The 15,166-nt window shown below is 60.2% G+C and carries 15 protein-coding genes; 8 read left to right on the top strand and 7 right to left on the bottom strand.

The genetic code is table 11. The annotated features are described in order from the left end of the window. Positions 1-14 precede the first annotated feature (14 nt). Positions 15-554, top strand: coding sequence for an RNA 2',3'-cyclic phosphodiesterase (gene thpR, locus HU739_RS06985; protein ID WP_186551616.1), 540 nt, complete (start codon positions 15-17; stop codon positions 552-554). A 254-nt stretch (positions 555-808) separates the two neighbouring features. Here thpR and HU739_RS06980 read toward each other — a convergent pair whose 3' ends face one another. The 5 genes from HU739_RS06980 to HU739_RS06960 form a co-directional block, all read right to left on the bottom strand. Next, complete coding sequence (locus tag HU739_RS06980) at positions 809-1,906, bottom strand: polyamine ABC transporter substrate-binding protein (RefSeq protein WP_186551615.1); 1,098 nt, start codon at positions 1,904-1,906, stop codon at positions 809-811. 200 nt (positions 1,907-2,106) lie between these two features. Further along, a complete protein-coding gene (locus HU739_RS06975; protein ID WP_186551614.1) occupies positions 2,107-2,979 on the bottom strand; it encodes an ABC transporter permease subunit in 873 nt (290 codons plus the stop codon). Beyond that, positions 2,976-3,890: an ABC transporter permease subunit gene (locus HU739_RS06970; protein WP_186551613.1), complete on the bottom strand. Its 915-nt coding sequence runs from the start codon at positions 3,888-3,890 to the stop codon at positions 2,976-2,978. Before HU739_RS06970 ends, HU739_RS06975 begins: the two co-directional genes overlap by 4 nt. Continuing rightward, entirely contained in the window at positions 3,887-5,029 is a 1,143-nt protein-coding gene (locus tag HU739_RS06965) for an ABC transporter ATP-binding protein (RefSeq protein ID WP_186551612.1), read from the bottom strand. Before HU739_RS06965 ends, HU739_RS06970 begins: the two co-directional genes overlap by 4 nt. 364 nt (positions 5,030-5,393) lie before the next feature. Then, a complete protein-coding gene (locus HU739_RS06960; protein ID WP_186551611.1) occupies positions 5,394-6,155 on the bottom strand; it encodes a gamma-glutamyl-gamma-aminobutyrate hydrolase family protein in 762 nt (253 codons plus the stop codon). A gap of 282 nt (positions 6,156-6,437) precedes the next feature. Between HU739_RS06960 and HU739_RS06955 the strand changes: the two genes are divergently transcribed. The 4 genes from HU739_RS06955 to HU739_RS06940 all read left to right on the top strand — a co-directional run bounded on the left by HU739_RS06955 (position 6,438) and on the right by HU739_RS06940 (position 11,786). Beyond that, positions 6,438-7,814 carry a glutamine synthetase family protein gene (locus HU739_RS06955; protein WP_007918694.1) on the top strand — a complete coding sequence of 459 codons (1,377 nt, stop codon included), beginning with the start codon at positions 6,438-6,440 and terminating at the stop codon, positions 7,812-7,814. 181 nt (positions 7,815-7,995) lie between these two features. Then, positions 7,996-9,486: an aldehyde dehydrogenase gene (locus HU739_RS06950; RefSeq protein ID WP_186551610.1), complete on the top strand. Its 1,491-nt coding sequence runs from the start codon at positions 7,996-7,998 to the stop codon at positions 9,484-9,486. A 49-nt stretch (positions 9,487-9,535) separates the two neighbouring features. Then, positions 9,536-10,819 (top strand): NAD(P)/FAD-dependent oxidoreductase, encoded by a 1,284-nt coding sequence (locus tag HU739_RS06945; protein ID WP_186551609.1) that lies wholly within the window; start codon positions 9,536-9,538, stop codon positions 10,817-10,819. Positions 10,820-11,237: 418 nt separating this feature from the next. Continuing rightward, the gene (locus HU739_RS06940) at positions 11,238-11,786 is read left to right on the top strand and encodes a cupin domain-containing protein (protein WP_003226097.1); all 549 of its coding nucleotides are present in this window, start codon (positions 11,238-11,240) and stop codon (positions 11,784-11,786) included. 87 nt (positions 11,787-11,873) lie between these two features. Here HU739_RS06940 and HU739_RS06935 read toward each other — a convergent pair whose 3' ends face one another. Together HU739_RS06935 and HU739_RS06930 are read right to left on the bottom strand one after the other, a co-directional pair. Then, a complete protein-coding gene (locus HU739_RS06935) occupies positions 11,874-12,155 on the bottom strand; it encodes a fructose-bisphosphate aldolase (RefSeq protein ID WP_186552616.1) in 282 nt (93 codons plus the stop codon). Positions 12,156-12,500: 345 nt separating this feature from the next. Next, positions 12,501-12,932 (bottom strand): hypothetical protein, encoded by a 432-nt coding sequence (locus HU739_RS06930; protein ID WP_186552615.1) that lies wholly within the window; start codon positions 12,930-12,932, stop codon positions 12,501-12,503. Between the two features lie 167 nt (positions 12,933-13,099). Here HU739_RS06930 and HU739_RS06925 point away from each other — a divergent pair, with 167 nt between their 5' ends. The 3 genes from HU739_RS06925 to HU739_RS06915 all read left to right on the top strand — a co-directional run bounded on the left by HU739_RS06925 (position 13,100) and on the right by HU739_RS06915 (position 15,093). Next, positions 13,100-13,489, top strand: coding sequence for a hypothetical protein (locus HU739_RS06925; RefSeq protein WP_186552614.1), 390 nt, complete (start codon positions 13,100-13,102; stop codon positions 13,487-13,489). Between the two features lie 16 nt (positions 13,490-13,505). Continuing rightward, positions 13,506-13,928, top strand: a complete 423-nt coding sequence (locus tag HU739_RS06920) for an HD domain-containing protein (RefSeq protein ID WP_186552613.1) — start codon at positions 13,506-13,508, stop codon at positions 13,926-13,928. A gap of 145 nt (positions 13,929-14,073) precedes the next feature. Next, entirely contained in the window at positions 14,074-15,093 is a 1,020-nt protein-coding gene (locus HU739_RS06915) for an AbrB family transcriptional regulator (protein ID WP_186552612.1), read from the top strand. The last annotated feature ends 73 nt before the right edge of the window (positions 15,094-15,166 follow it).

Genomic DNA, 15,166 nt, shown 5'->3' with positions numbered 1-15,166 from the left:
AAGGAGGCAGGGCGATGATGGATGAGGTGCGCAGGGACGAACCGTCGAAGCGGCTGTTTTTCGCCCTCGACTGCCCGCCGGCTCAGCGCAAGGCGATTGCGCAATGGCGTGCGCAGTTGGGTTTGCGAAGCGGTAAACCGGTGCCGGCCGACAATTTTCATCTGACCCTGCTGTTTCTCGGCGCGGTGCCGTTAGCGCAGATTCATGGCGTCTGCGAAGCGGCTGGCAGCGTGCGCACGCCGGGGCAGGCGTTGAGGGTTGCGCTGGATCGTTTACAGGTCTGGCAACGTGCGGGGGTTTTATCGCTGGCACCCGAGCAGGCACCGCCGGCGTTGTTGCGTCTGGTCTACGCCCTGGAGCAGGCGATGTTGCCATTCGGCTTTGAAGAGTCCACCCGTGAGTTCCGCCCGCACCTGACCCTGGCGCGCGAATTCCGAGCAGCGGAACCGGAAGCAAGCACACCGCCGGAATTCTTGCTGCGCGCTGAACGCTTCGCTTTGTTCGAATCACACAAGGGGCGCTATCGGGTGTTGCAGGACTGGTCGCTGATCTGACCGCATAAAAAAAGGCGCACGAAGGCGCCTGCAAATTCACCCGAGCCGAGGGAGCCGGGTGAGGCCGTTCAGAGCAGAGTGCAGCGGTGGTAAGGCGCTGCGTGAACGGAAAATTCTCACACTGATCGTTCCCACGCTCCGCGTGGAAATGCAGCCCGGGACGCTCCGCGTCCCAAAGCGGACGCAGAGCGTCCATTGAGGCATTCCCACGCGGAGCGTGGGAACGATCAGTCGATCGGCGTTGACTAGCTTGCTTATTTACCGAGCTTCACCCGGGTCCAACCCCGGGTCATGATCCGCTGCGTAGCGATCGGCTGATCGGGCACCGCATACAGCGTCGCCATCACCGCTTGCGACGGGTACGAGCCCGGCTCGTTGCGGATCGCTTCATCGACCAACGGCGTCGCGGCGGCATTGGCGTTGCTGTAGCCGATGCTGTTGGTGACTTCGGCGATGATGTCAGGCCGCATCAGGAAATCCATGAACAGATAGGCATTGTCGACGTTCGCCGCATCGCGCGGGATGGCGACCATGTCGTAGAAGCTGCCGGCGCCTTCCTTGGGAATGCTGTAGTCGATCACCACGTGGTTGCCCGATTCCACCGCGCGGGCCTTGGCCTGCAACACGTCGCCGGAGTAACCGACGGCCACGCAGATGTTGCCGTTGGCCAGATCCGAGATGTACTTGGAGGAATGGAAATACGCCACGTAGGGACGGATCTTCATGAACAGCGCTTCGGCTTCGGCGATGTGGGCCTTGTCCTTGTCGTTCACCGGATAGCCCAGGTAATGCAGCGCGGCCGGGAGCATTTCGGTCGGCGAATCGAGGAAACTGATACCGCAGGCTTTGAGCTTTTCAGCGTTCTCGGGTTTGAACAGCAAGTCCCAGGAATTGGTCGGGGCGTTGGCGCCGAGCACCTCCTTGACCTTGGCCGGATTAAAACCGATGCCGATCGAGCCCCACATGTACGGGAACGCATGGGCGTTGTCCGGATCGCTGGCGGCGGCGTTTTTCAGCAGCACCGGGTTGAGATTCTTCCAGTTCGGCAGTTTTGATTTGTCCAGCGGCTGGTAAACGCCGGCCTTGATCTGCTTGGCCAGAAAACTGTTCGACGGCACGACAATGTCGTAACCGGATTTGCCCGCCAGCAAGCGCGCCTCAAGGGTTTCGTTGCTGTCGAAAACGTCGTAGGTCACGCGGATGCCGGTTTCGTCTTCAAACTTCTTCACGGTGTCTGGCGCGATGTAATCGGACCAGTTGTAAACACGCAGCACCTTGTCGTTGGCCTGGGCGCCCATGACCATTGCGCCCGTTAAGGACAGTATCAGCAGAGTCCTGCCAAACATTTTCATCGGTACAACTCCATTCTTCTTATTCAAAAACACAAAGCCAAAACCCGGTGCACATAAACCTTGTGGCGAGGGGATTTATCCCCGCTCGGCTGCGAAGCAGTCGCAAAACCCGAATACAGAGTTTTCAGGTAGAACTGCTGGGTCTGCTTCGCAGCCCAACGGGGATGAATCCCCTCGCCACAGTTATTCATCAATGTTGCTTAGGCGGTCGCCGCACGTTGCGGCTGCCACGACTCGTTTGCGGTCTGCTCCATCGCTTCCTGAATCGCCCGCTTGCGGTTGGCTTCTGCCTGACGGCCGAAGTACCAGACGAGGAAAGTCACCATCGACACCGCCAGCAGAATCAGGCTGGCCACGGCGTTGATCTCAGGCTTGACGCCCAGACGTACCGCCGAGAACACTTCCATCGGCAGGGTGGTGGAACCCGGCCCGGAAACGAAACTCGCCAGCACCAGGTCGTCCAGCGAGAGGGCGAAGGACATCATCCCGCCTGCCGCCAGCGACGGCGCGATCATCGGAATGGTGATCAGGAAAAACACCTTGAACGGTTTGGCGCCGAGATCCATCGCCGCTTCTTCGATCGACAGGTCCAGCTCCCGCAGACGGGCGGAGACCACCACTGCTACATAAGCGGCACAAAACGTGGTGTGTGCGATCCAGATCGTCACGATGCCACGTTCCTGCGGCCAGCCGATCAACTGCGCCATCGCCACGAACAGCAGCAACAACGACAGACCGGTAATCACCTCAGGCATCACCAACGGCGCCGTCACCAGCCCCCCGAACAGCGTGCGGCCCTTGAAGCGCGTCACGCGGGTCAGCACGAACGCCGCCAGCGTACCCAGCGCCACCGCCGCAATCGCGGTGTAGCAGGCGATCTCCAGTGAGCGCACCACCGAACCCATCAGTTGCGTGTTGTCGAGCAGGCCGACATACCACTTCACCGACCAGCCGCCCCAGACCGTCACCAGCTTTGAGGCGTTGAACGAGTAAATGACCAGGATCAGCATCGGCAGATAGATGAACATCAAGCCGAAGATCAGCATGAATTTCGAAAAATTGAAGCGTTTCATCCCCGTGCCTCCATCTCTTTGGCCTGGCTGCGGTTGAACAGCAGAATCGGCACAATCAGGATCAACAGCATCACCACCGCCAGGGCGGATGCCACCGGCCAGTCGCGGTTATTGAAGAACTCCTGCCACAGCACGCGACCGATCATCAGGGTCTCCGGGCCGCCGAGCAATTCCGGAATCACGAACTCACCGACCACCGGAATGAACACCAGCATTGCGCCTGCAATGATGCCGTTTTTGGCCAACGGCACGGTGATTTTCCAGAAGTTGTTGAAGTTGCTCGACCCCAGATCCTGCGCGGCTTCCAGCAGGCTGTTGTCGTGCTTGACCAGATTGGCGTAGAGCGGCAGAACCATGAACGGCAGATACGCGTACACGACCCCTATATAGACGGCGGTGTTGGTGTTGAGGATCTCGATCGGGTGATCGGTCAGCCCGGTCCACATCAGAAAACCGTTGAGCAGGCCATTGTTGCTGAGGATGCCCATCCACGCATACACGCGGATCAGAATCGCCGTCCACGTCGGCATCATGATCAACAGCAGCAGGACGTTTTGCGTTTCCTTGCCGGTCCTGGTGATCGCATAGGCCATCGGGAAACCGATCACCAGACACATCAGCGTGCTCAGCGCCGCGACCTTCAGCGAACCGAGGTACGCCGAGAGGTACAGCTCGTCTTCACCCAGCAGGGTGTAATTGCCGATGTTCAGCAGCAGCTGGAATTTCTGCTCGGCGAAGGTGTAGATCTCCGAGTACGGCGGGATCGACAGTGCCGCTTCCGAGAAGCTGATCTTCATCACCAGAAAAAACGGCAGCATGAAGAACAGGAACAGCCAGATGAACGGAATGCCGATCACCAGTTTTCGTCCGCTGGGCACCAGGCGCAGGAATTGCTGATTGAAGGTTCTCATGAGCGCAGTACCACGCCGCTGTCGTCTTCCCACCAGACGTAGACCTTGTCGTCCCAGGTCGGCCGCGCGCCACGGCGTTCGGCGTTGGCCATGAACGACTGAACGACCTTGCCGCCGGGCAGCTCGACGTAGAACACCGAGTGGCCACCGAGGTAGGCGATGTCATGCACCTTGCCTTCGGACCAGTTGTAGCGGCCCTGGGGCTGGGTGGTGCTGACAAGCATTTTTTCCGGGCGGATCGCGTAGGTGACCGACTTGTCCTGCACCGAGGTGCTGACGCCGTGGCCGACGTAGATCTTCTGCTGCAAATCCGGGCTGTGAATGATCGCGTGGCCTTCGAGGTCTTCCACCACGGTGCCGTCAAAGGCGTTCACGTTGCCGATGAACTCGCAGACCATGCGGCTGACCGGCGCTTCATAAATGTCGACCGGGCTGCCGATCTGCGCGATCCAGCCCAGGTGCATGATCGCGATGCGCTCGGCCATGGTCATGGCTTCTTCCTGGTCATGGGTGACCATCACGCAAGTCACGCCGACGCGCTCGATGATCTCGACCAGCTCCAGCTGCATCTGCGAACGCAGCTTTTTATCCAGCGCCCCCATCGGCTCGTCGAGCAGCAGCAGTTTCGGCCGTTTGGCCAGTGAACGGGCGAGGGCGACGCGCTGGCGCTGACCGCCGGACAACTGATGCGGGCGGCGTTTGGCGTACTGGGTCATGTGCACCAGGCGCAGCATTTCTTCGACGCGGGCATCGATTTCGCTGGCGGGCAAACGGTCCTGCTTGAGGCCGAAGGCGATGTTCTGCGCCACCGTCATATGCGGGAACAGCGCGTAGGACTGGAACATCATGTTGATCGGCCGTTCGTACGGCGGCATGTCGGTGATGTCGACGCCATCAAGCAGAATCCGCCCCTCGGTCGGCCGCTCGAAACCGGCGAGCATGCGCAGCAGGGTCGATTTGCCTGAACCGGAGCCGCCGAGCAAGGCGAAAATCTCGCCCTGATGGATCTCCAGGGACACATCGTCCACGGCGACGGTTTCGTCGAACTTCTTGGTGACACGATCGACCTTCACCAGCACCTTTTTCGGTTGCTGATGACCTTCAAGTGCCTTCCTGTAAGTGCTGGAGGCGTTTGCCATTTGAAACTCCCAACAGGTTTCAGTTGCCTGGCCAATGTGGCCGGGCTTAAGTGGATTGCAAGCCTGTAAGTGCAATTTCAGTCTTTACGCATCCCCTGTAGGAGTGAGCCTGCTCGCGATGAGGCCATGTCAGTCGACATCTCTGTTGACTGGTCTATTGCTATCGCGAGCAGGCTCACTCCTACAGGGGGATTGCGCATGCCTGACTGAACGTGCGCTGCGAGGGCTTGTTCGGCGCCGCCGTCCTGGCTGCCTGGGTCGTACTTGTTGTTATTACAGGTGTTGTTGCTCACAACTGACGGGTGCGCGCAGGCACGCCCGACCGCTGTGGGGGCAGTCAATCGTTACGTATTCGTTGCTGGTGTCAGCGCTGACTGCGCCGCGCCGCCCGTTGCCGGCACGCGGCGCCGAACGCCTGGAAAATCTTCAGGTAGTTGGGGTTGTCCAGCACCTGCCATTCCGGGTGCCATTGCACGCCGAGGGCGAAGGTCGGGCTGTGCTCGACCGAGATCGCCTCGATCAAACCGTCCGGCGCCACGGCTTCGGCGCGCAGGCCGGGCGCGAGGCGGTCGATGCCCTGGCTGTGAATCGAGTTGACCTGAAACTCATCCGGCAACTGCAGTGCTTCAAACACACCGCCGGCGAGCACGCTGACCACATGGGCCGGTGCGTATTGCACGGCGACGTCGGGGCTGTCGGCTTCGCGGTGATCGAGCATGCCCGGCAACTCGTGCACCTTCTGGTGCAGGCTGCCGCCGAAGGCGACGTTCATTTCCTGGAAGCCCCGGCAGATGCCAAGCACCGGAACGCCCGCCGCGATGGCTGCACGCAATAAAGGAAGGGTGGTGGCGTCGCGCGCCGGATCGTGATCCGTGCCCGGGGCGCTGGCGGCGCCTTGATAGTGGAACGGTTCCACGTTGGAGGGCGAGCCGGTCAGCAACAGGCCGTCGAGCTGGCCGAGCAGGTCGTCGATTTCCGTCAGGTTGCCAAGGGATGGAATGACCACTGGCAACCCATCAGCGCCAACGCTGACAGCGCGAACGTACTTGTCGCCGCTGATGTGATAGGGGTGCAGGCCAATCTGTTTGACGCACGCAGTAACGCCGATCAATGGCTTGAATGCCATTTTTATTCACCTCGAAGTCTGTCACTTGAACGAGCTTTTCCGGAGCTTATCCGCGTTTATTTTAATTAACAACTGTCCTGTAAAAAATTCTAAACGCCGCCAGTCAAATCGCTCAGGCTTTACGGCGTTTGGCGGTCGATAAGGCACGCAAGTGTTAATAAAAGCCCGAAAAATAAAGGCTGAAGGCCCAGCTGTTCGCTATTGACTTCACTTTGCCTTTCGGATTGACTGGCTGCGCAACACGGCAGTGAACATAATAATTAACAGCTAAATAGGTGCATCATGTCGGTCCCTCTGCGTACCGTTCAACTCAACGAAGCCAACGCATTCCTTAAGAAATATCCTGAGGTTTTGTACGTCGACCTTCTGATTGCGGACATGAACGGTGTGGTGCGCGGCAAGCGCATCGAACGCACCAGTCTTCATAAGGTGTACGAGAAAGGCATCAACCTGCCGGCCTCGCTTTTCGCGCTCGACATCAACGGCTCGACGGTGGAAAGCACCGGCCTGGGCCTGGACATCGGCGACGCGGACCGCATCTGCTACCCGATCCCCGGCACCCTGAGCATCGAGCCGTGGCAAAAGCGCCCGACGGCACAGTTGCTGATGACCATGCACGAGATCGAAGGTCAGCCGTTCTTTGCCGATCCGCGTGAAGTGCTGGCCAACGTCGTGCGCAAATTCGACGACCTCGGCCTGACTATCTGCGCCGCGTTCGAACTCGAGTTCTATCTGATCGACCAGGACAACGTGAACGGCCGTCCGCAATCGCCACGCTCGCCCGTATCGGGCAAGCGCCCGGTGTCGACGCAGGTCTACTTGATCGACGACCTCGACGAGTACGTCGATTGCCTGCAGGACATCCTCGAAGGCGCGAAAGAGCAGGGCATCCCGGCTGACGCCATCGTCAAGGAAAGCGCCCCGGCGCAGTTCGAAGTCAACCTGCATCACGTTTCCGACCCGATCAAGGCCTGCGATTACGCCGTCCTGCTCAAGCGTCTGGTGAAGAACATCGCCTACGACCACGAGATGGACACGACCTTTATGGCCAAGCCGTATCCGGGTCAGGCGGGCAACGGTTTGCATGTGCACATTTCGATTCTGGACAAAGAAGGCAACAACATCTTTGCCAGCGAGGATCCCGAGCAGAACGCCGCGCTGCGACACGCCATCGGCGGTGTGCTGGAGACCCTGCCGGCGCAAATGGCCTTCCTCTGCCCGAACGTCAACTCGTACCGCCGCTTCGGCGCGCAATTCTACGTGCCGAATTCGCCGAGCTGGGGCATCGACAACCGCACCGTTGCCGTGCGCGTGCCGACCGGTTCGGCGGACGCCGTGCGCATCGAACACCGCGTCGCCGGTGCCGACGCCAACCCGTATTTGCTGATGGCCTCAGTGTTGGCCGGTATTCACCACGGCCTGACCAATCAGATTGAACCGGGCGCCCCGGTCGAAGGCAACAGCTACGAGCAGAACGAACAGAGTCTGCCGAACAACCTGCGTGACGCCCTGCGTGAACTCGACGACAGCGAAGTCATGGCGCGCTACATCGACCCGATGTACATCGACGTGTTTGTTGCGTGCAAGGAGAGCGAGCTGGCCGAGTTCGAGAACTCGATCTCTGACCTTGAGTACAACTGGTATCTGCATACCGTCTGATTACAGGCTCACATAGATCCAATGTGGGAGCGGGCTTGCTCGCGAATGCGGTGTGTCATTCACCAGTGTGTTGTCTGCCACGACGCTTTCGCGAGCAAGCCCGCTCCCACATGGATCGGGTTACCAGATTTCGTTAGGCGTGCGTTCGCCCCTCCCCAATCCTTTTGTCGAGCCCAAAACAATGACCAAAACCCGCAACGACTGGGAACAACGCTTCCAGTCTCTGTCCATCGAATCCCGCGCCTTCATCAACGGCGAATACCGCCCCGCAATCAGCGGTGAGACCTTCGAATGCCTGAGCCCGGTCGACGGCCGTTTCCTCGCCGCCGTGGCCAGCACCGATGAAGCCGACGCCAACCTCGCCGTCGAAGCCGCACGCCAATCCTTCAACTCCGGCATCTGGGCGAAAAAAGCCCCGGCCGAGCGCAAGCGTATCCTGATCCGCTTCGCCGATCTGATCCTGCAACACCAGGAAGAGCTGGCGCTGCTGGAAACCCTCGACATGGGCAAACCGATCAGCGATTCGATGAGCATCGACATCCCGGCGACCGCCAATGCGATCCGCTGGAGCGCCGAAGCCATCGACAAGATCTACGACGAAGTTGCCGCCACGCCGCACGATCAACTCGGCCTCGTTACCCGCGAGCCATCCGGGGTGGTCGCGGCGATTGTGCCGTGGAATTTCCCGCTGATCATGGCCAGTTGGAAATTCGCTCCGGCATTGGCGGCGGGCAACTCGTTCATTTTGAAACCTTCGGAAAAGTCGCCGCTGACGGCCATCCGCATCGCGCAGTTGGCGCTGGATGCTGGCATCCCGAAAGGCGTGTTCAACGTGCTGCCGGGCTTCGGCCACACCGTGGGCAAGGCGCTGGCGCTGCACATGGATGTCGATGTACTGGCTTTTACCGGCTCCACGGCGATTGCCAAGCAACTGATGATTTATGCCGGCCAGAGCAATATGAAACGCGTCTGGCTCGAAGCCGGCGGCAAGAGCCCCAATGTGGTGTTTGCCGACGCGCCGGACCTGCGCGCCGCAGCCCAGGCGGCGGCCAGTGCCATCGCTTTCAACCAGGGCGAAGTCTGCACCGCCGGTTCGCGATTGCTGGTCGAGCGTTCGATTCGTGAGCAGTTCATTCCGTTGCTGGTCGAGGCGATGCAAGCGTGGCAACCGGGGCATGCCCTCGATCCGGCGACCACCGTCGGCGCCGTGGTCGATCAGCGTCAGCTCGACAACGTCCTGCGCTATATCAGCATCGGGCGTGAGCAGGGCGCCGAGCTGATTGCCGGCGGCCAGCGCAGCCTCGAAGAAACCGGCGGGCTCTACGTGCAGCCGGCGATTTTCGATAGCGTGACCAACGCGATGACCATCGCTCAGGAAGAGATTTTCGGCCCGGTGCTGTCGCTGATCACCTTCGACACCGCCGAAGAAGCGCTGCAGATTGCCAACGACAGCATTTTCGGCCTCGCCGCCGGCGTCTGGACCAGCAACCTCAGCAAGGCGCACACCTTTGCCCGCGGCCTGCGTGCCGGCAGCGTCTGGGTCAACCAGTACGACGGCGGCGACATGACCGCGCCGTTCGGTGGTTTCAAACAGTCGGGCAACGGTCGCGACAAATCGCTGCACGCGTTCGACAAGTACACCGAGCTGAAAGCGACCTGGATCAAGCTCTAATTCTTTAACAGCGGCGGTCGCCAGCGTCTGGCGGCCATCGGAGAATCGTATGAAACAACAACACGTCAACAGCTACTACGCCGCCACCCGCAACGAAGTCATCGACTTCCCGGTGCTTGAAGAGGCGGTGGACTGCGATGTCTGCATCATCGGCGCGGGCTATACCGGTCTGTCCTCGGCGCTGTTCCTCAGCGAGGCCGGCTACAAAGTCACGGTGCTCGAAGCGGCGAAAGTCGGCTACGGCGCCAGCGGTCGCAACGGCGGCCAACTGGTCAACTCCTACAGCCGTGACGTCGATGTGATTGAAGAGCGTTACGGTGACAAGACCGCAGAAATCCTCGGCAGCATGATTTTCGAAGGCGCCGACATCATCCGTTCGCGTATCAAGGATTACGACATCAAGTGCGACTACCGCCCGGGCGGTATTTTCGCGGCGATGAACAAGAAACAGCTCAACGGCCTCGCTGAGCAGAAGCGCAACTGGGAGCGCTACGGCAACCGCAATCTGAAGATGCTCGACGCAGCCGACATTCGTCGCGAAGTCGGCTCCGATGCTTACGTGGGTGGGCTGCTGGATATGCAGGGCGGCCATATTCATCCACTGAACCTGGCGCTCGGTGAAGCGGCTGCGATCGTGCGCCTGGGCGGCAAGATCTACGAGCAATCGGCGGCGGTGGAAATCACCTACGGCGAGCCGATCACCGTGCGCACCGGCAAAGGTCTGGTGCGCGCCAAATACCTGCTGATCGCCGGCAATGCGTATCTGCCGCAAGGTCTGGATAACCGTGTCACCGCGAAAAGCATGCCGTGCGGCTCGCAGATTGTCGTCACCGAACCGCTGACCGAGCAGCAGGCGCGCGGCCTGATCACCAACAATTATTGCGTGGAAGACTGCAATTATCTGCTCGATTACTACCGCCTCACCGCCGATAACCGCTTGCTCTACGGCGGCGGCGTGGTCTACGGCGCACGGGAACCGGACGACATCGAGCAACTGATTCGCCCGAAGATCCTCAAGACCTTCCCGCAACTCAAGGACGTGAAAATCGACTACCGCTGGACCGGCAACTTCCTGCTGACCATGTCACGCATGCCGCAATTTGGCCGCATCGAGAAAAACGCCTATTACATGCAGGGCTACAGCGGTCACGGCGTCACCTGCTCGCACCTGGCCGGCAAACTGATCTCGGAAATGATTCGCGGCGACGCCGAACGCTTCAACGCCTTCGCCTCCCTGCCGCACATGCCGATGCTCGGCGGCCGCACCTTCTCCGCACCGCTGACCGCCCTTGGCGCCGTCTATTACTCCCTGCGCGACCGTTTCGGCGTCTAAGTTACCTCCCCGGCGGCGGCCCAAAAGCCCCGCCGGTTTTTCACTTTGGCAAGCGCACTGATATCCATAGTGGGAGCGAGCCTGCTCGCGAAGAGGCCAGTCCAGCCACCGAAATACTTCCTGCCACACCAAAATCCCACTGTAGGAGTGAGCCTGCTCGCGATAGCGGTATGTCTGTGACATCTTCTCGTCTGACACACCGCCATCGCGAGCAGGCTCACTCCTACAGGTCCGGATTACCAAGGCAAAAATGACTTTTGCCCAACCATCCATCGAACCTGCTGAGCAACACCTGCAAACGTGATTTAATAGCCGCCTTTCACGGTTCCGGGACACGGGAGCAACGTGATCCGCGCGACCTGCGCGGCACCCGCCACCCACCCCCATCGCCCTTAAGTCGTTCTTACATAAGGCTGTCATGGATACGGGTTCTCGACTCAAACTAGTACGCGAAAGCTACAAACTCTCCCAGCGCGAGCTCGCCCGGCGTAGCGGCGTGACCAACGCCACCATCTCGCTGATCGAACAGAACCGCGTCAGCCCCTCGGTCAGCTCGCTGAAAAAGCTGCTCGAAGGCATACCGATGTCCCTGGCCGACTTTTTCACCTTCGACCAGCCCCCGCGCGAGCACCAATACGTCTTCCGCGCCAACGAACAACCCGACCTCGGCCGCCACGGCCTGCGCCTGCTGCTGATCGGCGCCTCCGTCCCCAGCCGGCAGATGCGCCTGCTGCGCGAGCAATACGCACCGGGCGCAAGCTCCGGCGAAGAGCCGATCGTGCATGCTGAAGGCGAAGAGTGCGGACTGGTCACCCGTGGCACCGTGGAGCTGACAGTAGACGGGCAGGTGAGTGTGTTGAATGCCGGGGATGGCTATTACTTCCCGACGACGCTGCCGCACAAGTTTCGCAATATTGGCGCGGATGAGGCTGAGATTATCAGCGCGAATACGCCGGCGAACTTTTAAAGCGAAGCTGTTGGATTCCTTCCGCCGTTTTCGCAAATTGGCGAACCCTAAGAAACCGCGTAATCGCGGTTTCTTCGTTTTGACTCACTAATCGGCAAGCCCCCGCCGCTCAATCACCCGAAACACATCACTGACGTCCTGCACCATGATCCGGGCGATATTGGTCACGGTATTAATGTCGTTTTCGGCATAGTCTGGCAGGCTGGTGCAGGCGATCAGGTCGAGGTATTTGAGGACGGCGTTGAGGCGCTCGGCAAGGCAGGCGTGGAGATCGCGCAACGGGGCGTCGGCGTCGATGAGCAGCACGGGGCGTTCGGTGGCGGGGTGGGACATGTGGGCGTAATGGTGAAGCGGTTTATGTACGGCCATTAGCGGGTCCTTTCATCGGTAAGCAACACCTTCCGTTTGCTGCGATCCATAGGGTGACAGCGGTCAGCGGCGGCTCACTGTAGGTCGCGTTTTCGCTTGTCGCAACCGGCCTGTAGGACGTAAAACCCGCCGCGCAGACGAAAAATACCGCCCCGTTTGGCGACGCAGGCGGCGTAATCCGACAATCGCACGCTCGCTGATGAAAGGGATTAGCCCACTCCGGGACTGCTTCGTAGCCCAGTGGGAGCAAGCTCCCTCGACACTCAGTGTGTTTTCCTACGAATCTTTCAGAATCCCAACGCGGTCAGCCGGGGTTTCAGTCCTGCGCAAACATCCACTCGGCGATCACTTCGCCTTCCACTGTCCGCCACCGTTTTCACAATCAATCCTGGCCTGAGCCAAATGTTCGGCGTCGTAGTAGTACGTGGTCACATGCGCGTTGTCAGGCAGGTTCAGCGGTTTGGCGCTTTTGTCTTTGCTGGTCGAGTGCGGGTTGGCCAGGGATTCCTGGGTGAGGCGGGCAGTGCAGGTGGCCTGGTAGTGATCGTCGCAGCGTTCGACTTTTTTCTTGGTCGCATTGAGGGTGTCTTTGGTTTCGTTGCTGCACGACCAGTTGATCGAGTCTACGGGCACGCCTTCGTACTCGTAGCAACTGTGGGTTTCCACAGCCGGCACCGAGGCGCTGGAGGAGCGGGTCTGGACGTCGCAGCCTTCGGCCATGACGCAGGTGGGAATAACGCAAAACGCGGCGATCAGGAGCAGCAGTCGGGTGTTCATCGGCAGTTTCCTCTCCAATGGCGCCGCGTCTGATCGGTGACTGGGCGCTTGTCTGCTTTCGAGATCGCGGTGGCGCGCCAGGTTCAATCGGGTTTCCAGGCGGCGCCGTTCGCGTACACTGCAAAACAATCGGACACCTTCAGCGCCCCACGGATTGGAACATCGTCATGATCGAAATCGGCCGCCGCAACAATGCGCCCAGCTCACAACAGCCCTTCCACGATATCTACCTGTTCCATATCGATCCAGGCCAGCCGGACACGCCGTTTTGCTTTGAGCAGTCCATGGGCGGCGGGCACATGGAGCACGGCGGTGCGCGGTTTTTGGCGCGCGATGAACTCGACGCCTGGCCCGGCGAATGGCGCGAACACTTGAAGAAGGCCGATTGCGCCTGGGTGGCCGAGTTGATCGATGCCCATCCGCAGGCCGATCAGGCCACGCTGGTGGCTTTGATCCTCCAGCGCCATCAGCAACCAAACAAGCCCGTTGGACGCCTGAAAGCCATCGGCCACTGGTTCAAGCGCAACATCCGCGTCGGCGGCCGCTACGGCATCTAAACCCCGGAGAATTCCCATGGTTCAAACCCTCGAACGCGCCATCGCCATTGCCGCCACGGCCCATGCCGGGCAAGTGGACAAGGGCGGCGCGCCGTACATTCTGCATCCGCTGAAAGTCATGATGCGCATGGCCACGCTGGAAGAACGCATCGTCGCCGTGCTGCACGATGTGGTCGAGGATTGCGGCGTCAATCTCGATGACTTGCGCCGGGAAGGTTTCAGCGAAGAGGTGCTGACGGCCATCGCATCGGTGACCAAGGCGCCCGGCGAGTCTTACGACGATTTTGTCGACCGCGCCGCGCAGAACGCGATCGGGCGGGTGGTGAAGCTGGCGGATCTGGAAGAGAACAGCGATCTCTCGCGGATCGCCTCGCCGAGCTGGGAGGATCTGGAGCGGGTCGAGAAATATCGGCGGGCGATGGCGCGGTTGCGTATGTAAGGCGTGCGGGGTTCCCTGTGGGAGCGAGCCTGCTCGCGAATGCGGCAGATCAGTTATTCATCAGTGACTGGTGAGACGCTTTCGCGAGCAGGCTCGCTCCCACAATGGATAGGGGTGTGTCAGTTGAATAGCTAGGAAGGCGACTATGAAATCCGTTTTGTGTTTGTTGATTGCTGCCGCTTTCGGCGCGTTGTTGCAGTTCGAAGGCGTACCCCACGGCCTGCTGTTGGGCTCGATTGTCGTTACCGCGTTGTTCGCCAGTAAGACCGGCATCGCCCCGGCAACCCCTTATGGGCTGGGCTACATTCAGGTCACACTGGGCATCGCCACCGGGCTGATGTTCGGCGCCTGGCACAGCGAAACGGCCTCAACGATGTTGCCCAGCCTTGGCGTGCTGCTGATCTGCCTGACTGTACAGATCGCGTTGGCCGGATGGTGGCTCACACGTGGCGCCGGCTGGAATCGCACCGACGCACTGCTGGCGGTTTATCCCGGCGCATTGGCCGCAGTGTTCGATTTGCTTGAGTCGGAAAAGGCCTCAAGCAAAGTCATCATCGTGCACCTGATGCGGCTGCTGTTGATCACCGTGCTGGTGAGTTTGCTGATCCCCGGACACACAGCGGCGGCCGAGGTCGCCAACGACCCACTGACCACAGGCATGGCGCTGACCGCGTTCTCGGTCATTGCTTTGAGCGTATTGCTCGGACGCCTGCTGCTGGCAATCGGCGTCCCGGCGCCGTTCATGCTCACCGCAATTCTCGTCACCGCTGTGTTTGTGAAGTCGGGATGGCTGCATGGCTTTCACATGCCGGAGTGGAGCCTGAATCTGGCCGCACTGATTCTCGGCGTGCGCATAGGCGCACGGTTTCAGGGACTCGGCATCGCGGAACTGGCGCGACATGGCCGCACAGCTTTCGTCTCGGTAGGTTTGATGATTGTCGTCGCAGCGGTATTTGCCGAAGTCGCAGCGCGCTGGCTGGGCAGTGATCCGCTGTCGCTGTGGCTGGCGTACATGCCGGGCGCGATCGAGACGATTGCGATTGTCGCGTTTGGGGGTGGGCTGAACGTGGTGTTTATCCTGACGCATCATCTGAGCCGGATGGTGTTGCTGCATTTTGCCCCGGCGTTGTGGGTACAGATGCGGCGGGTGCGCGAAGAAGTCTGATTTGTGGCGAGGGAGCTTGCTCCCGCTGGGCTGCGAAGCGGCCCCAAATCCTGATACGTCGATACTCGGTGGC

The sequence above is a fragment of the Pseudomonas hamedanensis genome (assembly GCF_014268595.2).
GTDB classification, from domain to species: Bacteria; Pseudomonadota; Gammaproteobacteria; order Pseudomonadales; family Pseudomonadaceae; genus Aquipseudomonas; species Aquipseudomonas hamedanensis.
The sequence above is the reverse complement of the archived record's forward strand: the minus strand, read 5'-3'. Positions and strand labels throughout refer to the sequence as shown.